This window comes from Microbacterium sp. NPDC056569 (genome assembly GCF_042793475.1).
Taxonomy (GTDB): Bacteria; Actinomycetota; Actinomycetes; order Actinomycetales; family Microbacteriaceae; genus Microbacterium.
Genome location: NZ_JBHTUV010000001.1, coordinates 108659 through 132398 on the forward strand (window position 1 = coordinate 108659; position 23740 = coordinate 132398).

At 70.7% G+C, this 23740-nt stretch carries 20 protein-coding genes; 8 read left to right on the forward strand and 12 right to left on the reverse strand.

What is annotated here, in order from left to right; genetic code table 11:
- Nucleotides 1–53 precede the first annotated feature (53 nt).
- Both ACFQ7C_RS00440 and ACFQ7C_RS00445 read left to right on the forward strand, forming a co-directional pair.
- The gene (locus tag ACFQ7C_RS00440) at nucleotides 54–1052 is read left to right on the forward strand and encodes a glycoside hydrolase family 6 protein (RefSeq protein ID WP_378896481.1); all 999 of its coding nucleotides are present in this window, start codon (nucleotides 54–56) and stop codon (nucleotides 1050–1052) included.
- 127 nt (nucleotides 1053–1179) lie between these two features.
- Nucleotides 1180–2097: a response regulator transcription factor gene (locus ACFQ7C_RS00445; protein ID WP_378896484.1), complete on the forward strand. Its 918-nt coding sequence runs from the start codon at nucleotides 1180–1182 to the stop codon at nucleotides 2095–2097.
- A gap of 182 nt (nucleotides 2098–2279) precedes the next feature.
- On the opposite strand, the gene ACFQ7C_RS00450 is transcribed toward ACFQ7C_RS00445, so the two are convergent.
- Nucleotides 2280–3761 (reverse strand): glycosyltransferase family 2 protein, encoded by a 1482-nt coding sequence (locus tag ACFQ7C_RS00450; RefSeq protein WP_378896487.1) that lies wholly within the window; start codon nucleotides 3759–3761, stop codon nucleotides 2280–2282.
- Between the two features lie 190 nt (nucleotides 3762–3951).
- On the opposite strand from ACFQ7C_RS00450, the gene ACFQ7C_RS00455 reads away from it, so the two are divergent.
- Nucleotides 3952–5658, forward strand: coding sequence for a sensor histidine kinase (locus ACFQ7C_RS00455; RefSeq protein WP_378896490.1), 1707 nt, complete (start codon nucleotides 3952–3954; stop codon nucleotides 5656–5658).
- Entirely contained in the window at nucleotides 5655–6830 is a 1176-nt protein-coding gene (locus ACFQ7C_RS00460; RefSeq protein ID WP_378896492.1) for a hypothetical protein, read from the forward strand. The genes ACFQ7C_RS00455 and ACFQ7C_RS00460 overlap by 4 nt, the downstream gene beginning before the upstream one ends.
- On the opposite strand, the gene ACFQ7C_RS00465 is transcribed toward ACFQ7C_RS00460, so the two are convergent.
- A complete protein-coding gene (locus ACFQ7C_RS00465; protein ID WP_378896495.1) occupies nucleotides 6808–7401 on the reverse strand; it encodes a hypothetical protein in 594 nt (197 codons plus the stop codon). The two genes, ACFQ7C_RS00460 and ACFQ7C_RS00465, sit on opposite strands and share 23 nt — an antisense overlap.
- Nucleotides 7402–7504: 103 nt before the next feature.
- Here ACFQ7C_RS00465 and ACFQ7C_RS00470 point away from each other — a divergent pair, with 103 nt between their 5' ends.
- The 3 genes from ACFQ7C_RS00470 to ACFQ7C_RS00480 are packed head-to-tail and all read left to right on the forward strand — an operon-like array spanning nucleotide 7505 to nucleotide 11051.
- Nucleotides 7505–8269: a response regulator transcription factor gene (locus ACFQ7C_RS00470; protein ID WP_378896498.1), complete on the forward strand. Its 765-nt coding sequence runs from the start codon at nucleotides 7505–7507 to the stop codon at nucleotides 8267–8269.
- 8 nt (nucleotides 8270–8277) lie between these two features.
- Nucleotides 8278–9939, forward strand: coding sequence for a sensor histidine kinase (locus tag ACFQ7C_RS00475; protein WP_378896501.1), 1662 nt, complete (start codon nucleotides 8278–8280; stop codon nucleotides 9937–9939).
- Nucleotides 9936–11051 (forward strand): hypothetical protein, encoded by a 1116-nt coding sequence (locus ACFQ7C_RS00480; RefSeq protein ID WP_378896504.1) that lies wholly within the window; start codon nucleotides 9936–9938, stop codon nucleotides 11049–11051. The genes ACFQ7C_RS00475 and ACFQ7C_RS00480 overlap by 4 nt, the downstream gene beginning before the upstream one ends.
- A 7-nt stretch (nucleotides 11052–11058) precedes the next feature.
- Here ACFQ7C_RS00480 and truA read toward each other — a convergent pair whose 3' ends face one another.
- The 3 genes from truA to ACFQ7C_RS00495 all read right to left on the reverse strand — a co-directional run bounded on the left by truA (nucleotide 11059) and on the right by ACFQ7C_RS00495 (nucleotide 15824).
- Nucleotides 11059–11919 carry a tRNA pseudouridine(38-40) synthase TruA gene (gene truA, locus ACFQ7C_RS00485; RefSeq protein ID WP_378896506.1) on the reverse strand — a complete coding sequence of 287 codons (861 nt, stop codon included), beginning with the start codon at nucleotides 11917–11919 and terminating at the stop codon, nucleotides 11059–11061.
- 325 nt (nucleotides 11920–12244) lie between these two features.
- Nucleotides 12245–13678, reverse strand: a complete 1434-nt coding sequence (locus ACFQ7C_RS00490) for a mechanosensitive ion channel domain-containing protein (protein WP_378896508.1) — start codon at nucleotides 13676–13678, stop codon at nucleotides 12245–12247.
- Nucleotides 13679–13685: 7 nt separating this feature from the next.
- A complete protein-coding gene (locus tag ACFQ7C_RS00495; protein ID WP_378896511.1) occupies nucleotides 13686–15824 on the reverse strand; it encodes an adenylate/guanylate cyclase domain-containing protein in 2139 nt (712 codons plus the stop codon).
- Between the two features lie 239 nt (nucleotides 15825–16063).
- On the opposite strand from ACFQ7C_RS00495, the gene ACFQ7C_RS00500 reads away from it, so the two are divergent.
- Nucleotides 16064–17998: an acyltransferase family protein gene (locus tag ACFQ7C_RS00500; protein WP_378896513.1), complete on the forward strand. Its 1935-nt coding sequence runs from the start codon at nucleotides 16064–16066 to the stop codon at nucleotides 17996–17998.
- Between the two features lie 103 nt (nucleotides 17999–18101).
- Here ACFQ7C_RS00500 and rplQ read toward each other — a convergent pair whose 3' ends face one another.
- From rplQ to ACFQ7C_RS00535, 7 genes are all read right to left on the reverse strand, one after another.
- Nucleotides 18102–18668, reverse strand: a complete 567-nt coding sequence (gene rplQ / locus ACFQ7C_RS00505) for a 50S ribosomal protein L17 (protein ID WP_378896516.1) — start codon at nucleotides 18666–18668, stop codon at nucleotides 18102–18104.
- Nucleotides 18669–18732: 64 nt separating this feature from the next.
- A complete protein-coding gene (locus ACFQ7C_RS00510; protein ID WP_116194480.1) occupies nucleotides 18733–19722 on the reverse strand; it encodes a DNA-directed RNA polymerase subunit alpha in 990 nt (329 codons plus the stop codon).
- A 166-nt stretch (nucleotides 19723–19888) separates the two neighbouring features.
- Nucleotides 19889–20287 carry a 30S ribosomal protein S11 gene (rpsK, locus tag ACFQ7C_RS00515; RefSeq protein WP_018171470.1) on the reverse strand — a complete coding sequence of 133 codons (399 nt, stop codon included), beginning with the start codon at nucleotides 20285–20287 and terminating at the stop codon, nucleotides 19889–19891.
- 33 nt (nucleotides 20288–20320) lie between these two features.
- Entirely contained in the window at nucleotides 20321–20695 is a 375-nt protein-coding gene (rpsM, locus tag ACFQ7C_RS00520) for a 30S ribosomal protein S13 (RefSeq protein WP_045301516.1), read from the reverse strand.
- A gap of 158 nt (nucleotides 20696–20853) precedes the next feature.
- Nucleotides 20854–20970, reverse strand: coding sequence for a 50S ribosomal protein L36 (gene rpmJ / locus ACFQ7C_RS00525; RefSeq protein WP_005050492.1), 117 nt, complete (start codon nucleotides 20968–20970; stop codon nucleotides 20854–20856).
- A 64-nt stretch (nucleotides 20971–21034) separates the two neighbouring features.
- Nucleotides 21035–21256 (reverse strand): translation initiation factor IF-1, encoded by a 222-nt coding sequence (gene infA / locus ACFQ7C_RS00530; protein WP_018171468.1) that lies wholly within the window; start codon nucleotides 21254–21256, stop codon nucleotides 21035–21037.
- 150 nt (nucleotides 21257–21406) lie between these two features.
- Nucleotides 21407–23683 (reverse strand): choice-of-anchor A family protein, encoded by a 2277-nt coding sequence (locus ACFQ7C_RS00535; protein WP_378896521.1) that lies wholly within the window; start codon nucleotides 23681–23683, stop codon nucleotides 21407–21409.
- Nucleotides 23684–23740 lie beyond the last annotated feature (57 nt).

Genomic DNA, 23740 nt, shown 5'->3' on the forward strand with positions numbered 1-23740 from the left:
CGCGACACGCCGGGGTGCCCGCATCCCGGCGCCGGTCTCGTAGAGTCGCCTTCGTGCCCCTCTCGCGACGGACCATCTCGATCATGGCCGTCACGGGTGCCGTCGCCGTCATCGCGGTGGTCGCGGCCGTCGTGCTCCTGCGCGGGCAGGCTCCCGAGCCTCCCGGCCGCGGCACGAAGGTGGTCGCCTCCGATCTCTCGAAGGCGACGGATGCTGCCGCCCGCGCGCCCGACGGGAGCCCCGAGCAGGCCGCGGCGAGGTATCTGAGCGCACAGCCGACCGCCGTCTGGCTCACGCCGGAGGGCGATCCGCTCGACGTCGTCGGCGAGCGCATCGCGCATCTGGCCGCGGAGGCGCGCGAACAGTCCGCACGGATCGCGGTGGTCGTCTACGGCCTGCCCGGACGCGACTGCGGCGGCCACTCCGCGGGCGGACTCGACGCCGACGCGTACGTCGAGTGGACGAACGCGCTCGGCGCCGCGCTGCGGGATGCCGCCGACACCGCGCCCATCGTGATCCTCGAACCCGACAGCCTCGCCCTCGCCCCCGAGTGCGGGAACGTCGCCGAGCGCGTCGAGCAGCTGAGCGCCGCGGTCACCGCGCTCTCCGCCGACGGCACGTGGATCTACGTCGACGGCGGGCACTCGCGCTGGCTGCCGGCCGACGAGATGGCCGACCTCATCGACCAGGTCGACCGTGCGGCGAGGCAGGACGGCGGCGGCAGCATCCGTGGATTCGTCACCAACGTGTCGAACTTCCAGGCCACCGACGACGAGGTCGCCTACGCCCACGACGTCGCCGCGCGGCTCGAGGGGCTCCACGCGATCATCGACACCGGCCGCAACGGCGCGGGCGCGAACGGCGAGTGGTGCAACCCGCGGAACCGACTCATCGGCGAGGCGGGCGGCACGATCGGCGACGAGGTCGTCGACACGAACCTGTGGATCAAGCCTCCCGGCGAGAGCGACGGCGAATGCAACGGCGGGCCGGCCGCCGGACGCTGGTGGCCGGAGGCCGCGGTGGAACTGACACGGGATGTCGTCCCGGATTGACACCCGACCAGGCATTCCCGCGGTTGTGTAGCATCGGGAGTACTTTGCGCATGCGTCGGGGGCCGCGGCTGGGGTCGGTGTTCCGCGCATGACCGACCGGTTCCACCGTCCGAGAGAGAACGCACGCATGAGCACCCCTGCCGACGAGCTGAAGACAGCGGTCATCATCGAAGACGATGCGGAGATCCGCCACGTCCTGGCCGAGGTGCTCGAGTCGTCGGGATTCTCGACCGTGTCGGTGGGCAACGGGATCGACGGCGTGCGGGCGGTGCTCACCTACAAGCCGGTCCTCACGACGATCGACGTCCACATGCCCGGCATCGACGGCATCGAGGCGGCCAAGCGCATCCGCGCCCAGTCCGACACCTTCATCATCATGCTCACCGGCCTCACCGACGAGGCCGACGTGATCGCGGGCCTCGGGGCCGGCGCCGACGACTACCTCGTCAAGCCCTTCCGCCCCCGCGAGCTGCGCGCCCGCGTCGAGGCGCTCCTTCGCCGTCGCAGCGCCGACGCCGAACGGGTCGCACCGCCGGTCGCCGCGCCGTCGCAGGGCAGCGTGGGGCCGTCGTTCCCCGGCGTGCGGCCGACGACCACCGCCGTGCCGACCGCGCCGGCGATCGAAGACCGCGACCTCGCCACGCCCGCGACCGTCATCCTGCCCGCGGGCGCAGCATCCGTCTCCGCGTACGGCGACGCCGACGGCGGCGGCGACGGCGAGTGGCTCGCACATCGCGACCTGCGACTGCACCCCGAGAACCGCATCGTGCTCATCGGGGGCGACGAGCTCGACCTCACCCGCACCGAGTTCGATCTGCTCGCGACGCTGCTCGAGTCCAAGCGTCGCGTGCGCAGCAAGGCCGACCTCACGCTCGTGCTGCGCGGCGAGTCGTACGTCACGAGCTACTTCGTCGGCGATGCCGACAAGCGCGCGGTCGAGGCGCACATGACGAACCTCAGGCGCAAACTGGGCGACAGCGCGGCCAACCCGCGCTACATCGAGACCGTGCGGGGCGTCGGGTATCGCCTGACCTCCGAGGGCTGAGCTCCGGCTCGCCTCATGACGGCGGCGGAGGCATCCCTCTGCCCCAGGCAGAGCGGATGCCTCCGCGGCACTCGGTGAGGGAGCCCGCCTCTCCCCTGGCGGGCCCTCTCACCTCCTCCCCCGCGCCGTGCTCCCCAGCGTCCGGCGCTTTCCCCAGTTCTGACTCGACTTCGGGTGACGGGTCAGACCTTGTATCCGTGCTGTCGACGGATGAGCTTGAAGAACATGGACAGCGTCTGCAGCACCGTCACGACGCCGACGATCGGCCAGCCGATCCAGAGGATCGTGGACTGCACCATCGGGCCGAGCATCGACCAGATCACCGCCATCGTGACCACCACGGCGATCACGACGATCAGCGGCGTCCAGTGGCCGAAGCCGCCGCCGCGCTCGGCTTTGGCCTGCATCGCCCAGTTGTCGACCTTCTTGCGCGACAGGAAGCGCGTCCACGAACGGGCGAAGTAGCTGAGGCGCAGCCACATGTAGACCTCGGCGGGAACGAGCGTCACCGCGAAGAGGAGGTCGCGTGCCGTGCGGTCCTGCATCGTCAGCGCCATGCGCGTGTTCAGCGCGATCGCGACGACCGGCGGCAGCAGCCACCACGGCGAGAACACGAACGCGCCCAGCGACAGCGAGCCGGCGAGCAGGGCGACGAACGCCACACGCACGAACAGGTTCGTCAGCATGCCGAAGTTCTCGAGCCAGCGCACCCGCAGGTTCGGGTGGAACGGCTGCCCCTTGGTGTCGCCGCGCTGACCCGGCCACATCAGCTCGATGGCGCCGTACGTCCACTTCACCTGCTGCGCGTCCAGCGCCCGGAGGGTCGTCATGCCGCCGACATCGGCCCGGGCGAACGGGCTGATCTTCGTCAGGTAGCCGGCGCTCTTGATCTGGAGAGACAGAAGCGAGTCCTCGACCTCGGAGTCCTTGACCCACGGCGTCGACTGGTGGTTCTCCTTCATAACATCGCGCAGAGCCTGCGTCGAGAAGATGGAGAACTGCCCGCCCAGCACGGCCATGTTGCGGCCTCGGAGCAGGTTGTGCATGTTGAACGCCGCGAACTGGGCGCGCTGCCCCGTGATGAGGAACTTCGCGATCGCGCCCTTGATCGGCTTCTCGTCGATCGAGTAGATCGCCGAGATGCCGCCGATGCGGGAGTCGGAGGTCGCCTCGGATTCCAGGTACTCCACGGCCTTGGTGTCGGCGACCGTGTCGCCGTCGACGCCGAGCAGGAAGTCGTAGCCCTCGACGAGCGTGTAGCCGTAGTTCAGCGCACCGACCTTCTTGTCGGGGTTCCTGCCGATGTCGTGGACGAACACCTCGGTGAACTGCTCGCCGAGCTCCGTGACGATCTCGTGCGGGCCGGCGTACTGCGACGCGAGCTTGACCGTGGCATCGGAGGTGTTGTTGACGACGACGTGGATGACGTCCGGCACGCGGGTCTGCGCGAGCAGCCCTTCGATCACCTGGGCGATCGACTCCTCCTCGTTGTACGCCGGGATGACGCAGCCGATCGTCGAGCGATGGACCGACGTGTCGTCGAGGACCGCCTCGAAGTCGTCGGCGAGGCCGTGAGAGGCGACGGTCGCGACGTCCTCCAGCGCAGCGGTCGCGTCGCTGTGGTGCGCCCGACGGCTGCGGGTGAGGGGGACGATGTCGGTCACGTTCGTCGCCTTTCGGATTCTCGCGGCCGGCGTCTCCGGCACAGGAAGAGCTTCTCCCACCGACCGCAAGGCCCCTCCGAGAGATTCAGAGCGCAACCGCAAGGTTTGCGCAAGGCATCCGCAAGAGGGCGTTCGCCGGCCGTCGGCTCGGCGCCGAAATGCCGGATGGCCTGGTCAATAGAATCGGCGTATGGCTACCGGGGCTGCACGATCCACGTTCGTCGTGGGCGCCCCCGACGGCCGCACCCGTTCGATCTGGCTGACGCAGCTCGTGCTGGCGGCGAGCGTGCTGATCACCGCGATCCTCGTGATGACGCTGCAACCCGAAATCTTCGGCCGCGGGAACTTCCTGCTCGGCACGCTCGCGGTGGTCGTGCTCACGCTCGCGACCCTGGCCCTGCCGTGGGCACGCCTGCCCGCGGCGGCGGTCCTCGTGATCCCCTTCGCCGACGCGCTCGCCATCGGCCTGATGTCGAGCGGCATGGAGCTGCGCCTCGGCTACCTGTGGGGCTTCCCCGTGATGTGGGTCGCGATGCACTTCCGGGCGACCGCGCTCGCTGCCCTGCTCGCGACCATCGGGCTGATCCTCCTGTTCGAATCGGCGATCTCGACGGGCACCATCGCCGCGCTGCGCGCCTTCGTCGTGCTGCTGTCGCTGACCTTCATCGGGATCACCGCGCACCTGGCGCTTCGCCGTACCCGGTCGCTGCGCCGCCTGCTCAAGCGGCAGGCGGATCGCCTCACCGCGACGTACACGCGCCGCGCCGACCAGGAGCGCCGCACCAGCGAGATCCTCAACGGCGTCGACACCGGCATCGCCCGCATCTCGGACGACGGCAGCGTCCTGGCCGTCAACGACGCGTACTCGCGGCTGTACGGTCTCGACCCGCTCGACCCGACACTGCCCGCCCGCTCCGTCGAGTACACCGGGCTGCGCGGCATGCCGGTGCCGTACTCCGAACGCCCCTTCGCGCGTGCCGCACGCGGCGAGACCTTCACGGATGCCTCGGTGTGGCTGTTCACGTCGGAGGGCGAGTGGCGCGCCCTCTCGGTGACCGCCAAGCGCCTCGCGGCCGGCGGAGACGAAGGAGGCAGCATCCTTCTCCTCGTCCATGACGTGACCGCGCTCACGTACGCGCAGCGCGAGCGGGAGCGGTTCACCGCGATGGCGTCGCACGAGCTCAAGCACCCGCTCACGGTGATGATCGGAAACGCCGAGCTCGCCCTCGAGCTCGACGAGCTCACTCCGCGCACGCGCGAGCGGTTCGAGTCGATCGTGGCGGCGAGCGACCGCATGCTCACGATGACCGAGAGCCTGGTCACGACCTCCCGGCGCGGATTCTCCGGTCGCGACGAGGTCGACGACATCGACCTGCGCCAGATCCTGCTCGAGTCGGTCGCCTCGTTCCGCTCGACGGCTGCGGCGGCCGACATCTCGGTCGACGTCCGGGCGGACGAGTCGCTGCCGATCACCGCCGACGGGTTCCGGCTGCGGCAGGTCGTCGACAACGTCGTGAGCAACGCCATCAAGTACACGCCGCGCGACGGGCGGGTACGCATCACCGGCGTCGTGGAGCACGGCGGCGTCGTGCTGTCCGTCGCCGACACCGGCATCGGCATCGCGGCGGACGACCTGCCCCACATCCTCACGCCGTACTTCCGCACCGAGGAGGCCAAGCAGAAGTCAGGCGGCACCGGCCTCGGGCTCGGCATCAGCAACGACATCGTGCTCGCCCACGGCGGCACGCTCTCGATCGACAGTGCGGCCGGCGAGGGCACGACCGTCACGATCCGCCTCCCGCTGGCCGGCGACCTGGGCGGGGACCCGGCTGCGCGGCCGGAGGCACGCTCGGGACCGCAGCCGGGGAACCGGCGCGACACAGAAGGGCGAGCATGACCGACCTCATCGCCGGATCCGGCGTCGACCTCGGCATCGCGCAGGCGGTGATCACCACGCTCGCGACGATGCTCACCATCGGCATCGCGTTCCTCGTGCGGCCCGGGCTCCACACGCTCTCCTGGAGCATCGCCTTCACCCTCGCGATGCTGGCGACGTACGGCGTCGTCGCGGCCGACATCGCCGGCATCGAGCCGCTCCGCCGCGCCTCGCTCGGCGCGCTGATGGGCGCCCCCGCGTTCCTGTGGTCGGGATTCCGCGCCGCGTGGGGGCTGCGACCGCACGTCTGGGCGGGTGCGCTCCTGGCCGCCGGATCGGCGCTGTCGCTGGCGATCGTCGACGACATGGTGTGGTTCACGGTGGCGTACCGCACGGTCTTCTTCGCGGCATCCGTGTTCGCGGGTCTGTTCGTGCTCGACTGGGCGCGAGCCGCGGCGCGCCGGAGCGACCGCCTGCTGCTGCCGCTCGTGATCGTGTCGATCGCGTTCTTCGTCACGGGCCTGGGCACGTTGATCGCGGGCTTCGTCTTCCCGCCGTCGGGCGGCGACGACTTCGAGCTCGTCCGGCTGATCTCATCGGTCGGGATGCTGGTGTACGTGGCCTGCGCGCTGATCGCCGTGGTCGGCACCACCGCGCGGGACAGCGGGCTGGGGCGCACCGCGGGCGTCTCGACGGCCTGGCAGCAGTTCGAGCGGACCGCCGGCGACCGGCTGCTGCGGGCGCAGCGGACCTCCGAGCCGTGGTCGGTCATCTACCTCGGGCTCGACGACGCGGCCGACATCCGGCAGACCGCGGGCGCGGCCGCCTTCGCGACCCTGTCGGAGCGGCTCGAAGACGAGGTGCGGGCTGCCTTCCCCGCCGAGTCCGACGTCGGCTCACCCGCGGCGGGCGCGGTCGTCGTGCTGGTGCCACGGCCCGACGCCGTCGTGCGCGACCTGCTGCGCGCGACGCTCGAGCGGGTCACGCTGCTCGACGTGCACGGCGCGCTGCCGATCCGGCCGACGGCGAGCGCCGGCTGGGCACCCGTGTCGGTGCTCGGGTACGACCTCGACACCCTCGTATACACCGGGCGCGAGGCGGCTCGGGTCGCGAGCGGCAAGGGCGGCGATCGATGGGAGCGCGTCAGCGCCACCATCGTGAACCGCCTGATCAGTCAGTCAGAGCTACCGTGACCGTGTCCGTGGCGGTCTGCTTCGCGTACTCGCTCGACGTCGGCGTCGTCTGCACCAGGAAGTCGTAGGCGAACTGCAGCGTGACGTGCGTCGCCTCGGCCGGCACCGGACCGACGTTGAACGTCTGCGAGTAGCTGTAGGGATCCAGCACGAGGTAGCCGGGGCTCACCGTCGCGGCATCGACCTGCGGCTCGAGCGCGTCGAGCACACCCGTGGGTGTCGCGGGCACGGCCGTCATCGTCGCGCGCTGCAGGTACACCTTCTGGCCGTCGTCCGGAGTCACCGTCGTCATGAGCGAGAGGCTGACGGGCTTGATCGCCTCGGCCGTCCATTTGTCCATCGCGAGCGTCGACCAGTAGTCGATCGTGGCGGTCACGGCGCCCGCGGTCAGCTGGCGCTGTGTCGCCCCGCCCGACAGATCGTTGGGCACGGGCGTCGGCACGGAGCTCGATGTCGGGGTCGGGGTGCTGCCGCCCGCCGCCTGCTCCCAGGGCGCCGGGCCGCACCCGGCGAGCGTGAGAGCGATCGCGCCGGTCAGCACGATGCCCGAAACACGGTGAACGATGCGCATGTGACCCCCGAAGTCTGTCCCGCCCGACGCGTCCGGTCAGTCTACGAGGCGACCGGCGACCGCGTGTGGAACAATTCGGGCAAGCGCGATTCGAGGAGAGCACATGGACGGCGAGGCCGTGACGGCGACGGCTGTGGTCATCGAGGACGACGACGTCGTGCGCGACCTGCTGGTCGACATCTTCGAGTCGGCGGGATTCCGTGCGTTCGGCGCGGTCTCGGGTGCCGAGGGCATCGACGCCGTGGCGGAGCACGCACCGCTCATCACGACGGTCGACATCAACATGCCGGGGATCGACGGGCTCGAGACGACGCGCCGCATCCGCGACCGCAGCGGCACCCACATCATCGTGGTGTCGGCGCTGACCGATGAGGCGGATGCCGTGCTGGCGCTCTCGTCGGGGGCCGACGACTTCGTCGCCAAGCCGTTCCGCGCGCGCGAGTTCCGCGCAAGGATCGATGCGGTGCTGCGCCGGGCGAAGACCACCCCCGCCGTCGCTTCCGGCACCGCGCAGGCGTCGCCGGCGCACACCGACGGGCCGTTGCACCATGACGATCTCATGGTCGACCCCGCCACCAGGATCGCGGAGCGAGGCGGAGTGGAGCTGGGACTCACACGCACCGAGTTCGACCTGCTGGGCGCGCTGCTGACGACCGGCCGCCGGGTCCGCACCAAGGAGGAGCTGGTGCGGGTGTCGAGGGGTGAGCCGGCCGATGCGTCGTCGGAGGTGACCGACGTCGAGATGCGCACGATCGAGACGCACATCGCCAAGCTGCGCCGCAAGCTCGATGAGGATCCGACGAACCCGCGCTACATCGAGACGGTGCGCGGTGTGGGCTATCGCCTCACGCCGGGCGTCGCCGACTAGGTCCCGCCGTGGGCACGACGCACTCGTCGATCGGTCTGATCGCCGCCGCAGATCCCGTCTACGATCCGCGCGAGGCCGACAGCCGCGTCCGCACGGTGTGGATCTGGCAGCTCGCGTTCGCCGCGGTCGTCGCGATCATCATCGTCGTCGTCGCCCTCATCGAACCCGACGTGCTCGTCATCCCGTCCGTGCTGGCCGGCGCGGCGGGTGTGATCATCACGACCGTGGTCACGCTCGTGCTCCCGTGGCATCGTCTGCCGGAGTCGGTCATCACCGCACTCCCCTACCTCGACATCCTCTGGGTCGGCCTGCTGACGTTCAGCACGGAGCTGCGGCTGTCGCATCTGTGGGTCTTCCCGATCGCCTGGCTCGCGGCGCTGTTCAGCCTGGCCCAGCTCGCCCTCGGGCTGGCAGCAGTGGCCGTCATCGCCCTCATCGAGGTGCTCGTCAACGAGACGACGCCGGCGAGCGGCCTGCGGGTGCTGATCGTCGTGCTCGCGCTCGCCTTCGTCGGCATCACCGTGCATGCCACCGCTCGCCAGGGCCGGGCGTACCGGACGCTCCTGCGCAGGCAGGCCCGGCGCATCCACCACACGCTCGACACGGTGTCGGTCGAGCAGCGTCGCGTGAGCGAGACGCTGGACGGGGTGCACATCGCGATCGCACGGATCGGCGAGTCCGGGGAGCTGATCTCGTCGAACACCGCCTATCGCGAGCTCTACGCCCTGGACGAGGTCGACCCCCACCAGCCGGCGCACTCCGTCGAGTACGACAGGCTTCGCGGCACGGCGCTGCGTGAGAGCGTGCGGACGTACGCGCGGGCCGCCCGAGGGGAAGAGCTCGACGCGGAGCGGGTGTGGCTGTTCGATCCAGACGGACGGTGGCATGCTCTGTCGATCACGAGCCGCCGTCAGGAGCCTCGCCCCGGCGAGGAGCCGAGCACCGTCGTCATCGCGGAAGATGTCACCGCCGTGCTCGCGGCCGCCCGTCGGCGCGACGAACTGGCCGCCGTCGTCTCCCACGAGCTGCGCAACCCGCTGACCGGTATCCTCGGGCACACCGACCGTCTGCTCGAGCGCGAAGGTCTCGAGCAGGACGTCCGCGACCGCCTGGCGATCATCGAGGAGTCGGGCGAGCGGATGATGCGCCTCATCAGCGCGATCCTCTCGGCCGCCCCCGAGAGTGCGCAGCGCCCCGAGCGGGACGCCCGTGCCGTCACCGACCTTCGGACCGTCCTGGAGGCATCCGTGGAGTCGTACGCCGCGAACGCCGCAGACCGCGTGGTGTCGCTGTCGCTCGCGCCGGGTCCGGCGCTGCGGATGTGGGGCGATGCGTTCCGCCTGCGCCAGATGCTCGACAACGTGATCGGCAACGCGGTCAAGTACACCTCGGCCGGAGGAACGGTGAGGGTCTCGGGGCGCCGTGACGGCACCGACATCGTGATCTCGGTCGTCGACACGGGCATCGGCATCCCTAGTGTCGACCTCCCCCGCGTATTCGAGCACTACTTCCGGTCGTCGGCGGCGCTCGACAGCGGCATCCCCGGCACCGGGATCGGCCTGCGGATCGTGCAGGACGTGGTCGACGCCCACGGCGGCACCATCGACATCTCCAGCGAACCGGGTACGGGCACCACCGTCACCCTGCGCATGCCTTCGGAGGCCATATGACCTTTTCCGCCCTCGACGACGCCGTCGTGCTCGCCGCCCTGGCGACGCTGATGTCGATGATCATGATCGGGCTCGGCTTCCTCTACCGACCACGCCTCGCATCGCTGCTCTGGTCGCTGATGTTCGTGCAGGTCACCCTCTCCGCCTACGGCACAGTCGTGGCAGGCGCGGCGTCGATCCATCTGCTGGGGGACGCGGCCGCGGGGTTCGCCTTGGGCGCTCCCGCGCTGGTGTGGTCGGGACTGCGCGCGGATCGTGGGAAGAGGTGCCTGCCGTGGCTGGGGCCGGTGCAGGGGGCGCTGTCCGGGGCCGCATACGTGGCGACGGATGGCACCACTTTCCACTCGCTCGTCTTCTCGCTGCTGTATCTGGCATCCGCGACCATGGCCGCTCTCTCCGTCGCCGAACTCATGCGCAGGCCCGAGCACGGTGGCGGCAGGCTTCTGCCCCTCACCATCGCGTCGGCGATCCTCCCCGTCATCGCCGTCGCGAGCATCATCGCGTCGGGAGTGGCGCTGGCTTCGTCTCCCGTCGACCCGGCCCTGCCCGATCTGAAGGCGCTCGGGCAGATCGCCTACCTGACGTGCGCGATCGTGACGCTGCTGTCGGTCGCGCGCAGTCCCGCTGGCATGGGCGTCGAGGAGACGACCGACCCGTTCGAACGGACGGCCACCGATCGCCTGCTCCGTGCCCGCGAGTCCGGCGAGGCGGGCTGGTCCCTGCTGTCGGTGTCGCTCGACGACACCGAAGCGCTGCGGATCGCCGGTGGCGAAGTGGCATTCCGCCGCATCCTCGCGCGCTTCCGCTCCGATGTCCGGGCGTCGTTCCCGGTCGAGTCGGACATCGGTCAGGACGGCCCCTACGGCTACGTGGTGCTCGTCTCGCGCCCGGACGGCGTCGTCCGGGACTGCATCCGCGACCTCCTGGACCGCGTCTCCACCGTCACCGCCGATCAACCCCTCGCCGTCGAGTTCTCCGCGAGCGTGGGGTGGGCGAAGGTGGCCGACGCCGGCTACGAACTCGGGCCGCTCACAGCCGCCGCGCAGGCGGCGATGGTGCAGGCGCAGGACGCCGGGGGGCACCGATGGGAGCGGGCGGAGCCGGTCGCGTGAGCCGCGGTCACTCGCGGTCGCGCCGTGCGCGGGTCTGCTCGGCGCGCCCGGCGAGCAGGTCGTCCGCCGGATAGCCGACCTCGGTGAGCGTGAGCCCGCGTGCGGCGAGCACCTTCACCTCGGGCACGCGCTCCTGCGCGTCGCGGATGTCGACGACGTCCTCGACATCGAGCCGCCCCTCGCCGACGGCGACACAGCCGCCGACCAGTGCCCGCACCATGCTGTGGCAGAACGCGTCGGCCTTGACGTTCGCGACCAGCACGCCCAGGTCGTCGCGGTGCCAGTCGAACTCGAGCAGCGTGCGGATCGTGGTGGCCTCTTCGCGCGGCTTGCAGTATGCGGCGAAGTCGTGGAGTCCGATGAGCGCGCGGGCGGCAGCATCCATCGCCTCCGCATCGAGGGCCGCCCGCACCGTCGTGGTGCGATGGCGCTCGAGCGGGTCGTAGCCGGTCACGGTGTCGCCGATGCGGTACTCGTAACGGCGCCACACGGCCGAGAAGCGCGCGTCGAAGCCGGCAGGAGCCACGCGCGAGTGCGTCACCGCGACGTCGGAGTAGGCGCCGACCACCCCCGTCATGCGCGCGGCGAGCGCGGCGGCGCGGTCGTCGGCGGTGGGGATGCCCGCGGCCGGTCGCGCGTGCCGCGCGAGCATGCGCTGCTGCTGGCTGTCGTCGAGGTCGACGTGCGCGACCTGGCCGGTGGCGTGCACGCCGGCATCGGTGCGCCCGGCGACCACGAGGCGCGGATCGCCGCCGAGCACACGGGCGAGCGAGGCTTCGAGCGTCTCCTGCACGGTGCGCAGCCCGGGCTGGCGCGCCCACCCGCGGAAATGCGTGCCGTCGTAGGCGATGTCGAGGCGGATCCGCACGGGCTCCAGCCTATTCGGCGGCGGGATCGAGCCGAAAACGCCGATGAACTTCCGACTCACACAACCGCGGCGCTCCCCCAGCGCCCGACGAACTTCCGACTCACACAACCGCGCCGCTCCCCAGCGCCCCATGAACTTCCGACTCACACAACCGCGCCGCTCCCCAGCGCCCCATGAACTTCCGACTCACACGAGCCCGAACACCCAGACAAGCGAGTCGTGTGAGTCGGAAGTTCATTGAGGTTCTGAGAGCATCTCGTCGGAGACGAACACGCGGCGGCGCTCGCGTGAAGCGCGCAGATCGCGCCAGGACGAGCCCACGGCTTCAGCCGACGATGTACCGGCCGCGGGGCAGCGACCCGCCGGCGGCGGCGAGCGCGGCGCCGGCCAGGCGGAGCCGATTCTCGCTCTCGCGGACGATCTCGCGCGCCACGACGGGGTGAGCGCGCACGATGTCGTCGAGCGCGGCCACCGGCACCACCACGACATCGACCTCGCTCGTGGCGAGGGCGCGCGAGATGGTCGGCGTGCGCGACAGCGCGGTGAGGCCCACGGCGTCCCCCGCCGCCAGCACCCCCACCTGCACGAAGCCCTCGTCCTCGGTCGGGATGCCGAGCACGACCGAGCCGGCCAGGATGAATCGCGTCTCCACGGGCACATTGCCGGGTCGCAGCAGCGACTCCCCCGCGCAGTAGCGCTCCAACCGGGCGTGCGAGGCGAGCGCCTCCGCCTCGCCCGGCGCAAGGCTCAGGGCCGGCGCGATCTGCCGCAGCGCGTCCTGCAGGCGGGCGGACGTGCGCCAGTCGTCGGTGAGGTCGCCGTCGAGGTGCAGGTCGGCGCGCCGCGCCGCGTACCAGACGCGCGTCGCGAAGGCGTCGAGCGCGTCGGCGCGGTCGCCGGGCGTGCGCAGCGGGATCGCGACCTCGTACCGCGACCCGCCCAGCGTCGTCGCCGACGGCTCGGAGCCCGGCGACAGCAGCGGGATGTCGCGGGCCACGGCGACGAGCATCTCGCGCACGCGCCCGGGCGGGTCGTCGCTGCCGAACTCCACCTCCAGGGTCGCGGCATACGGCTCGGGGTTGCGCGACAGGTTCACGAACGACCCGCCCGCGAGCTCGGCCGTCGGGATGACGACCGTGCCGTTGCCGGTCTCGAGGTGCACCGCGCGCCAGTTGACCTCGACGATCTGCCCGCGCGTGCCGCCGGTCTCGATCCAGTCGCCGAGCTCGAACGGCGCCTCGAACACGAGGAAGAGGCCCGACACGATCGACCCCACCGCGTTCTGCAGCGCGAGGCCGACCACGATCGAGGTGATGCCGAGGGCGGCGAACACGCCGGCGACGTCGGCGTCCCACACCCACCAGAACACCGCCGCGATGCCGAGGATGATGAACACGAACCGGATGAGGTCGCTGAAGATCGTCGGGAAGCGGTCCCGCCACGACCCCTTCTCGGCGCGGTGGAAGACCAGGTGGTTGACGGCGTTGATCGTGACGACGATCACCAGCAGCCCGAAGATCGTCCACACGACCTTCGGCCACGTGCCCGACCCCTCCCACGCGCCGGGCTGGCTGAGCAGCACGAGGATGCCGGCGACCGGCACGAGGTAATTGCGCACCATGAGCACGATCGGCGCCGCGCGGCTGCCGCGGCGGGCGAGCGCGTTGTGGAACTCCGTCAGCCCGATGAGCGCGACCGGCAGGCCCACCGAGACGACGACGGCGGGCCAGAACCACGGCTGCGAGACGATGTCGGCCACGGATGCCTCACCCCTCGGCCACGACGATCGCCGGGGCCTCCACCTTCCAGACGCGCTGGCCGCCCGACTGCGTCTCGATCTCTCCGGCGGGCAGCACCGTGATCGAGTCGGGCAGGCGCTCCGCCACGCGCTGCGTGATGTAGATGCCCGGCTCGTCGGAGTCGCCCTGCACGCGGAACGCCAGGTTCACCGCATCCCCCCACATGTCGTACACGACCCGCGCGCGACCGATGAGTCCGCTCGTCACCTTGCCCGAGTCGAGGCCCGCCCGGAGCGTCAGCGACACGCCCTGCTGGGTCGAGTAGCGCTCGAGGATCGTGTCGAGCTCGAGCGCGAACTCGACCGCGCGGCGCGCGTTGTCGACGCGCGGCGTCGCGAGCCCGCAGCTGGCGAGGTAGCTCTGCCGCGTGGTGCGCACCCGCTCGACGCCGTGCCGCTCCGCGGCCTCGTCGAACGCCCGGATGAGGTCGTTGAGGCGCGCGACCGCGTCGTCGGACGACATCGACAGGGCGAGCGCCTCGAAGCCGACGACGTCGGCGAACACGACGGTGACGTCGTCGCTGTCCTGGGTGATCGCGTCGTCGCCGAGCTTGTAGCGGCTCGCCATGCCCTCGGGCATGAACGACAGGATGAGGTCCTCGTTCGCCTTCTCCTGCTGCGCGATGAGGTGCGACTTCACCTGCAGGCTCCGGCTCATGTCGTTGAACGCATTCGCGACGTCGGCGAGCTCGTCGCTCGAGCCGGCGTCGACCTGAACGCCCTCGTCGCCCCCGGCGATGCGCTGGGCGGCGGTCTTGAGGCGGCGCAGCGGCCGCACGAACACCTGCGCGAGCACGAGCGACAGCACGCAGACGAAGATGATCATGGCGGCGGTCGACAGGATGAGGTTGCGCGTGAAGTCCTCGACGGGCACCATCGCCTCCTGCTCGGTCTCCTGCGCGACGATGACCCAGTCGAGCCCGTCGACCTCGAGGGGCGCGTACGCGGTGAGGCTCGGGCGGCCGAGGTAGTCGCTCTCGAGCAGCGTGCCCGAGTCGCCGGCCAGCGCGCGGGTCACCGCAGTGCCCGCGATCGCCTGGTTGAGCAGGGTGTTGCCGTTGTTCACGGCGAGCGCGGCCGCGGCCGGCGCGAGACCTGCGGCCACAGCATCCGTCTCGTACGTGTCGGCGTCGTCGAGCAGCGCCCGCGAGACCGACCGCATGGTTCCGTCGGCACCCACGAGGTACGTCTCGCCGGTCGCGCCGAGGCCGTTGAGCTCCCACTCGCCCGCGACGGTCATGACGTCGTCGATGCGCTCGATGGGCAGCTCGATCGCGAGCGCGCCGAGCACCTCGCCGTCGTCGGCGATCGGCACCACGGCCCAGCCGGCCGGTGCGCCGAGACTCGGGCCGTACGACGCGAAGTCGGCGAGCACGACGTCGCCGACGATGTTGCGGTCCATCGCCTCGCGGTACGCGACGGCGAGGTTCGACAGCCGGTACGGCCCGTCGAAGAGGTTCGTGCCGAGGTCGACGCCCTTGTACGCGGTGTAGACGACGTTGCCCTGGGTGTCGAGCATGAGCACGTCCTCGTACTCCTGCAGCTCGGTCATCGCCCGGTAGTAGTCGTGGTACTTCGCGTGCGCCGCCGACCACGCGCTGCCGTCACCCGCGTCATCGGCGACGATGGCGTCCTCCCACGTGTCGTACGGGATCACGTAGTGGTACTGCAGGTACGTCTCGGCCGCGTCACGCGGCGCGAACGCCGAGCCGTCGACGTCCTCTCCGGTCGCGGCCTCGAGGTCGGCGGCGAAGGCGTCGCGATAGTAGGTGTCGACCGCGGCGGATGCTGCGGCCTCCACCTCCTGCGCGTTCAGCTCGGCGAAGCCCTCGCTGAAGGCGCGAACGGCCGTCTTGCTCGTGTCGTTGAGCGCCGACAGCCGCACCGAGTTCTCGATGGACCGGAACAGCTGCGACACCTCGCGGGCACGGTTCTCACGGATCTCGACGAGCTTCTCGTACGCGATCGCGCGCAGCGCCTCGGTGCCGTTGACGTACCCGATGATGCCGACGACGATGCTCGACAGCACGCTCACCGACAGCAGCATGATGAGCAGGATCGAGTAGATCGACAGTCCGGCGCGCGTGCGGACGCGTGGCGTGCCCACCCAATGCGCGGGTGTCGCCCCTGGCGTCCCCGATCCGGACACGCGCTCTCCCCTCGTACGCCGCCGTTCGATCACGTGCAGCGGCGCTGGAAGCATCCCCAATGACCCCGGCCCGCCGAGGTTGGGGCCAAGAGTAGCGCTCGGCCTGCCTCTGGCAAAGAGTCGCGACCGCGCGCCGTGATACGCCCAGACGCGCCCCGTACAATTGCCGTCTCCCCCTCCGCCGCTCGCGAGAACCCATGACGTCGACTGCGCCCTCCCCACGCCTGCCCGCCCGCTTCGCCGGGCCGGACACCCGTTTCGCCGGGCTCGACGGCATGCGCGCGATCGCGGTGATGCTCGTGGTCGTCTACCACCTGTTCCCGCCGGCACTGCTGCCGGGCGGCTTCGTCGGGGTCGACGTCTTCTTCGTGATCAGCGGGTTCCTCATCACCAGCCTGCTGCTGCGGGAGCACGTCTCGACCGGACGCGTCGCGCTCGGCCGGTTCTGGCAGCGGCGCGCGCGGCGGCTCCTGCCCGCCCTCGCGGTCGTGGTCGTGGTCTGCTCGGCGCTCGCCTGGCTGGTCGGCGGGGACGTGCTCGTCGACCTCGACGCCCAGGTGCTGGGCGCCGCGACGTTCAGCTACAACTGGATCTCGGTCGCGGGAGGCGGCGGGTACTTCGCCGCCGCCACGCCCGAGCTCTTCCGCAACTTCTGGTCGCTCGCGGTCGAGGAGCAGTTCTACCTGCTCTGGCCGCTCATCTTCCCGCTGTTCCTGCTGCTGCCGCGCGCGTGGGCGCGCACGACGGCGGCCTTCGCGCTGGCGGCGGCGTCGGCCGCCTGGATGGGCGCCGTCGTCGCGGGCGGCGGTGACGTCACGCGTGCCTACTTCGGCACCGACACGCACGCGTTCGGACTGCTGCTCGGCGTGGGCCTGGCGTTCCTGCTGGCGAGGGCGTTCGACGGGCGCCGGCGCTGGATGGACTCACCCGCCGCGCGACATGTCACCGGGACCGCGGGCATGCTCGCTCTCGTCGGGCTCGCCGCCCTCGCCGCCGTGCCGCAGAGCACATCGGCGATGACGTTCCCCGGGGCGCTCCTCGCGGCGAGCCTGCTCAGCGCCGTCGCGATCGTCGCGGGCGTGTGGCCGGGCTCCTGGTTCGGGCGCGGGATCGACGTGCGGCCGATGCGCTGGATCGGCGACCGCTCCTACGGCATCTACCTGTGGCACTGGCCGCTGCTGGTGCTCGCGGTCGGGGCGTTCGCGCCCGACGCGACCGTCGCCACGGCGCCGGTCTGGGTCGGCCTCGGAGTCCTCGCGGCGACGGCTGCAGCATCCGCTCTGTCGTTCCGCTACATCGAGACGCCGGTCCGCCGGCTCGGGTTCCGCGCCTCGGCGCGCGCACTCACCGCCCGGCTGCAGGGTGGACCCCGCGCCCGGCTGCGCACCGTCGGCGTCGCGCTCGCCGGCGCGCTCGTGCTCACGGGCGCCGGCGCGGCGATCGCGGTGTCGCCCGACCAGACCAGCGCCGAGGCCGCCGTCGAGGCGGGCCGTGCGGCCTACGAGAAGGCGCTGCGCGAATCCCCCACGCCGCTCGACCCCGATCCTTCGGCGACGGATGCTGCCACCCCGGCGCCCTCCGGCATCACGGGCGACCAGATCAGCGCCGTCGGCGACTCCGTCATGCTGGCGGCGGCCGGCGGGCTCGTGGAGCGCCTCCCGGGCATCGAGGTCGACGCCGAGGTGTCGCGCTCGATGTGGGCCGGACCCGAGATCGTCGACGAACTCGACGCGAGCGGTCGCCTGCGACCGTACGTCGTGGTCGCACTCGGCACGAACGGTGCGGTCGACCCCTCGTCGCTCGAGGACCTCGCCGACACCGTCGGCCCGAAGCGGGGCCTCGTGCTCGTGAACGCCTACGCGCCGCGCGACTGGATCCCCGGGGTCAACGCCGAGCTCACCGCGTTCGCCGACGACCACCGCAACGTCATCGTCGCCGACTGGTCGGGCGCCATCGCGCCCCACGAGGACCTGCTCGCCGGCGACAGGATCCATCCCGGCGCCGCCGGCGGCCGCATCTTCGCCGACACCGTGGCAGCCGCCGTCGACGAGCTCGCCGACGAGCGCCGCGCCGACGCCGCCGACCGCGCCGCCCGCCTCGCCGAGATCCTCAGCACCGACCTCACCCCCTGAGCCCCGACGCACACGCGGGCGAACGCAGCGAGGCCCGTCACCCAGTGGGTGACGGGCCTCGCGGTGCAAGGGGTGCCGGGCTGCTGCGCCCGGCGGGATCCGATTACTCGGACTTCTCCTCAGCGGGGGCCTCGACGGCGTCCTCGGCAGCGGCCTCGGCGGCGGCGCCCTCCTCCTGCGACTCGGCGCCGGCGTCGGCGGCCTCGTCGGTGGCGGGGGTCTCCTCGGCGGCGGTCTCCTCGGCGGGAGCCTCGTCGGCGGCCGGAGCAGCCGACGCCGCGGCAGCCTTCTTGGCCGACGGCTTCTTCGTCACGGGCTCGAGGACGAGCTCGATGACGGCCATGGGCGCGTTGTCGCCCTTGCGGTTGCCGACCTTGGTGATGCGGGTGTAGCCGCCGTCACGGTCCGCGACCAGCGGAGCGATCTCGGTGAACAGGACGTGCACGACTTCCTTGTCACCGATGACCGAGAGCACGCGACGACGCGCGTGCAGGTCGCCGCGCTTCGCGAACGTGATGAGACGCTCGGCGAGCGGACGCAGACGCTTGGCCTTGGTCTCGGTCGTCTTGATCGACTTGTGGGTGAACAGCGCGGCGGCCAGGTTCGCAAGCAGCAGGCGCTCGTGGGCGGGGCCGCCTCCGAGGCGGGGACCCTTGGTGGGCTTGGGCATTCTCAGTTACTCCAGGATGAAATTCGGTCAGGGGGATACGGATGCCTCGGCACGAGGCATCCGATCACACGGTCTCGTCGTCGTAGCCGCCGTAGAAGTGCGCGCCGTCGAACCCGGGGACCGAGTCCTTCAGCGACAGGCCGAGCGAGACGAGCTTGTCGCGCACCTCGTCGACCGACTTCTGACCGAAGTTGCGGATGTTCATGAGCTGCGTCTCCGAGAGGGCGACGAGCTCCGACACGGTGTTGATGCCCTCGCGCTTGAGGCAGTTGTACGAACGCACCGAGAGGTCGAGGTCCTCGATCGGCATCGACAGCTCGTTCGAGAGGACCGTCTCGACCGGCGCCGGGCCGATCTCGATGCCCTCGGCCTCGACGTTGAGCTCGCGGGCCAGGCCGAAGAGCTCGGTCAGCGTGCGGCCGGCCGAAGCGACGGCGTCGCGCGGGGCGATCGAGGACTTGGTCTCGACGTCCAGCACGAGCTTGTCGAAGTCGGTGCGCTCACCGGCACGCGTCGCGTCGACGCGGTACGACACCTTGAGCACGGGCGAGTAGATCGAGTCGACCGGGATCTGGCCGGCCTCGGCGTACTCGTTGCGGTTCTGCGTCGCCGAGACGTAGCCGCGGCCGCGCTCGATGGTGAGCTCGAGCTCGAACTTGGCGGTGTCGTTGAGCGTCGCGATGACCAGCTCGGGGTTGTGCACCTCGACACCGGCCGGCGCCGAGATGTCGGCGGCGGTGACCTCACCGGCGCCGGTCTTGCGCAGGTAAGCGGTGATGGGCTCGTCGCGCTCGCTGGAGACGACCAGCTGCTTGATGTTGAGGATGATCTCGGTGACATCCTCCTTGACACCGGGAATGGTGCTGAACTCGTGGAGGACGCCGTCGATGCGGATCGACGTCACGGCTGCGCCGGGGATGGACGACAGGAGGCTGCGACGCAGCGCGTTGCCGATCGTGTAACCGAAGCCGGGCTCCAGCGGCTCGATGACGAAACGGCTGCGGAACTCCCCGATCTTCTCCTCGGTCAGAGTGGGACGCTGTGCGATGAGCACTATGTGTTCCTTTCGATCACGTGCCCGCTATATGACACGTGCGGTGGGTGAGGTGTTGAGTTTTGCTCGGGATGCTTCGACCGACGCGCGGGCGAGCGGTCGCGGCATCCGTGGGAAACGTGCCGGAGCCGGGGCACCGGCGAATGGTGCCCCGGCTTACGGGATGTCAGACGCGGCGGCGCTTGGGCGGACGGCAGCCGTTGTGGGCCTGCGGCGTCACGTCCTGGATCGAGCCGACCTCGAGGCCGGCGGCCGTGAGCGAACGGATCGCGGTCTCGCGGCCCGAGCCCGGACCCTTCACGAAGACGTCGACCTTCTTGACGCCGTGCTCCTGCGCCTGGCGGGCAGCGGACTCCGCGGCCATGCCGGCAGCGTACGGCGTCGACTTGCGCGAGCCCTTGAAGCCCACGCCACCCGACGACGCCCAGCTGATGACGGCGCCCGACGGGTCGGTGATCGAGACGATCGTGTTGTTGAACGTCGACTTGATGTGGGCCTGGCCCAGCGCGATGTTCTTCTTCTCCTTGCGGCGCGGCTTGCGCGCGGCGGACTTGGCCTGTGCCATTGCTCTGCTCTCCTAAACCCTGGGGGCCGCGCCTTAGCGCGCCTTCTTCTTGCCGGCGACGGTGCGCTTCGGGCCCTTGCGGGTGCGCGCGTTCGTCTTCGTGCGCTGGCCGCGCACCGGGAGGCCGCGGCGGTGGCGCAGGCCCTCGTAGGAACCGATCTCGACCTTGCGGCGGATGTCGGCGGCAACCTCACGACGGAGGTCACCCTCGACCTTGTAGTTGCCTTCGATGTAGTCGCGGAGTGCGATGAGCTGGTCGTCGCTGAGGTCCTTGACGCGGATGTTCTCGTCGATCTCCGTCGCGGCGAGGATCTCGTTCGAGCGGGTACGGCCGACGCCGTAGATGTACGTGAGGGCGATCACCACGCGCTTGTCGCGCGGGATGTCAACGCCGGCAAGACGTGCCATGCGATTCTCCTGGGAGTTGGTGGAGGTGTGGAGCAGAGTCGGTGCCCGGGCCCCCAGCCCGAGGTGTCCCCTCCGGAGAGGTTCTGACGCTGCCTGTCGTCGTGTTCAGTTGTGGGATGACGGATGCTGCGGCCCGCAGCATCCGTCCAGACCTGATGTCAGCCCTGGCGCTGCTTGTGACGCGGGTTGCTCTTGCAGATCACCATGACGCGGCCGTGGCGGCGGATGACCTTGCAGTGGTCGCAGATGGGCTTGACGGAGGGGTTGACCTTCATGATTTCTTCTCTTCGCTGTCTTCACCGGGCACGCCGGAGCGTGGGGTGTTACTTCTCGACCGGCCTAGCGGTAGCGGTAGACGATGCGCCCGCGGGTGAGGTCGTAGGGCGACAGCTCCACGACGACACGGTCCTCGGGGATGATGCGGATGTAGTTCTGCCGCATCTTGCCGGAGATCGTCGCGAGGACCTTGTGGCCGTTGCTCAGCTCAACGCGGAACATCGCGTTGGGCAGCGCCTCGGACACGACGCCCTCGATCTCGATGACACCGTCTTTCTTCGCCATACGCTCGCTAACACTTGTGCAGACCGGTCGATCTGCGGTGGATGGGATTCGGTGCGGCGACACGCCAATACAGGCGCAACGCACCAAAGATCAAGCATACGTGATAGTGGATGCCTCGGCAAATGGCTGCGGCGCCGTCACGGCTCGCACTCAGGAACGCCGGCGAGCACGCATCGCGACCGCGACGACCGCGGCTCCCACGATGAGAAGGACGCTGCCCGCGCCGATCGCCCACCACGGGACCGTCGTACCGGTGGCGGGGAGCGAGCCACCGCCGCCGGTCGCGGGTCGGTCGGCTGCGAGCGTGTTGGTCACCGTGACCGTGACCCGGGTCTCGGCGTCCTCGATGACGAAGCTCGCCGGCGTGATCTCGAAGGCGCCCCACGCCCCGCCGGCCGGATCGGGCGGCGCGTGCTCGGTCACGCTGCACGTCGCGCCTACGGCGATGTCGTCCACCGCGTAGGGCTGAGCGGTCGTCGCGGCCCACGAGCCGCCGGCGACCTCGCTGCCCTCGGCCGTGCACGACCAGGTGCCGCTGAAGGAGTCGGCGAAGCCCACGCCGCCGGGGTCGTCCACGACCTTGACGATGTCGAACCCGCCGAGGAGGGGATCCAGGACGAAGGTGTTGGTGACCTGGAACGTCAGCGGCGCCTGTGCGGAGGCCGCGGTGATGGTCACAGATGCCGGCTCGATGACGGGCGCGGCCCAGCTGCCCCCGTCGGGCGCGACCGGTGTCGTCTCGGCGATCGTGCAGACAGCGCCGACGAGCGCTTCGATCGGAGCCGTCGTCTCGCCCGCCGACAGGGACCAGTCGCCGGCGCCGACGATCTCGCCGGCGAGCGTGCATGACCAGACGCCGGTGAACGTCGCGTCCGGCGCGCCCTCGCCCTCCACCGACTTCCCGATCGTGAACGCACCGCGCGCGAGCGCATTGGTGACGGTGAAGGTGAACTGGACGGGGTCGTCCGGCTCCGGCACGACGAACTCCGGCGGAGACGGATCCCATACCGGCGTCTGCCACAGGAAGTAGGTCGGAGCGAGCACCGGACCGACGACGGGGAACGGCGCGACCGCCCGCGACCCCACGCCGAGCGACTCCTGGATCTCGCACGAGGCTCCGACCGGCAAGCCATCCACCGAGACCGACTCGCCGGGTGCCACGTACCACTCCGCCACGACTTCGCCACCGTCTTCCGGCACCTGGCAGGTGACGATGCCGTGGAACAGCACGCCGTCAGGGAGGAACGCGGCGTCCTCGGGCGAGATGTCCTTCGCGATCCTCACCGAGCCGGTGGCCAGCGGGACGATGGGCTCAGGGATGCAGTCGAAGGGCGGGTCGATCCACGGGTAGTTGTGGTGCTCGTTCCCCACGCCGTCCATGACGATCGTGCCGTTCGTGTAGAGACGGCCGTTCGTGCTCGCCGTCACACGGAGCGCGGGCTGGTCCGGGGTGGGATCGGCGGCGGGCACGAGGATCGAGCCGAGGACCTGCGACGACCCGGCGACGTGCACCGATGTCGCGGCGACGAAGTTCCAGAGCGTGCGCTGGGCGACGGTGCCGAAGTTCGGGGAGGCGGGGTCGTCGACGCGGACGCCGTTGTCGCCGAAATAGTACGGCGCCCACGTCACCGCGCCGGAACCTGTCACGTTGATCACGACGGACGCGCCCTCGGGGATGCCGTCGAAGTGGATCTCGGGGTTCGCCGCGAGGTCCTCGGACGCGACGGTGAAGACCTGCTGCGTCGCCACCCCGTCACCGACGACGTCGATCCGGGTGAACGCCGCGGTCACCGTCCCCGTCGGTGCCAGTCCGGCGTACGTCGTCGACGCCGCCGAGATGTCGGCACCCCACGTCGCCCACGGTGCGATGGCCGCCCCGCCGAGCTCCTGCTGCAGGGCACCGTTGTTGAGCCGGTAGCGCGAGCCGTCGGTCTCGTAGTCGGGTCTCGTGATGCCGCCCACATCGACGTTGCCGCCGACGAGTTCGCCCGCTGCGTTGCGGGCGTTGGCGCCGACGTCCAGCACGGTGCCCGTTCCCACCGACACGTTGCCGCCGACCGCGAGCATCGTCTCCCCGGGAGTGGGCACCACCCCCGATCCGACGCCCACCCAGCCGACGTTGAACGTGCCGCCCGGGGCCTTCGTGAAGTCGGCGTCGCCCTGAACGATCACGAGCCCCTCGGCCTCGGCAGCGCCGGCCTCGGCCCGGAAGTCCTGCCCCGCGTAGATCGCGACGTTGTCGTCCGTCCAGATCGGGTTCGTGTTGCCCGGCCCCGGGATCGTGCCGTCGGGGCACTCTCCCAGTTCCGCCGCCGCGGGATCCGCGACGACCACCGCCGTCCAACCCGTGAGCGCGGCGGCCGCGGCGATGCCGACGACCGCGAGCAACGCCGTTCCGCGCAGCGACCTGCGCCCCGTTCCGCTCACCGCACCCCCCTCTCTCCCCGAAGCGTAGCGGCGAGCCGGTACGGCGGGAAGGGTCGG

Bases quoted from the DNA above. Each gene is read 5' to 3' on its own strand.
- ACFQ7C_RS00445 (WP_378896484.1), top strand. From the start codon at position 1,180: ATGAGCACCCCTGCCGACGAGCTGAAGACAGCGGTCATCATCGAAGAC.
- ACFQ7C_RS00455 (WP_378896490.1), top strand. From the start codon at position 3,952: ATGGCTACCGGGGCTGCACGATCCACGTTCGTCGTGGGCGCCCCCGAC.
- ACFQ7C_RS00460 (WP_378896492.1), top strand. From the start codon at position 5,655: ATGACCGACCTCATCGCCGGATCCGGCGTCGACCTCGGCATCGCGCAG.
- ACFQ7C_RS00465 (WP_378896495.1), bottom strand. From the start codon at position 7,401: ATGCGCATCGTTCACCGTGTTTCGGGCATCGTGCTGACCGGCGCGATC.
- ACFQ7C_RS00470 (WP_378896498.1), top strand. From the start codon at position 7,505: ATGGACGGCGAGGCCGTGACGGCGACGGCTGTGGTCATCGAGGACGAC.
- ACFQ7C_RS00480 (WP_378896504.1), top strand. From the start codon at position 9,936: ATGACCTTTTCCGCCCTCGACGACGCCGTCGTGCTCGCCGCCCTGGCG.
- ACFQ7C_RS00500 (WP_378896513.1), top strand. From the start codon at position 16,064: ATGACGTCGACTGCGCCCTCCCCACGCCTGCCCGCCCGCTTCGCCGGG.
- rplQ (WP_378896516.1), bottom strand. From the start codon at position 18,668: ATGCCCAAGCCCACCAAGGGTCCCCGCCTCGGAGGCGGCCCCGCCCAC.
- rpsK (WP_018171470.1), bottom strand. From the start codon at position 20,287: ATGGCACAGGCCAAGTCCGCCGCGCGCAAGCCGCGCCGCAAGGAGAAG.
- rpsM (WP_045301516.1), bottom strand. From the start codon at position 20,695: ATGGCACGTCTTGCCGGCGTTGACATCCCGCGCGACAAGCGCGTGGTG.
- rpmJ (WP_005050492.1), bottom strand. From the start codon at position 20,970: ATGAAGGTCAACCCCTCCGTCAAGCCCATCTGCGACCACTGCAAGGTC.
- infA (WP_018171468.1), bottom strand. From the start codon at position 21,256: ATGGCGAAGAAAGACGGTGTCATCGAGATCGAGGGCGTCGTGTCCGAG.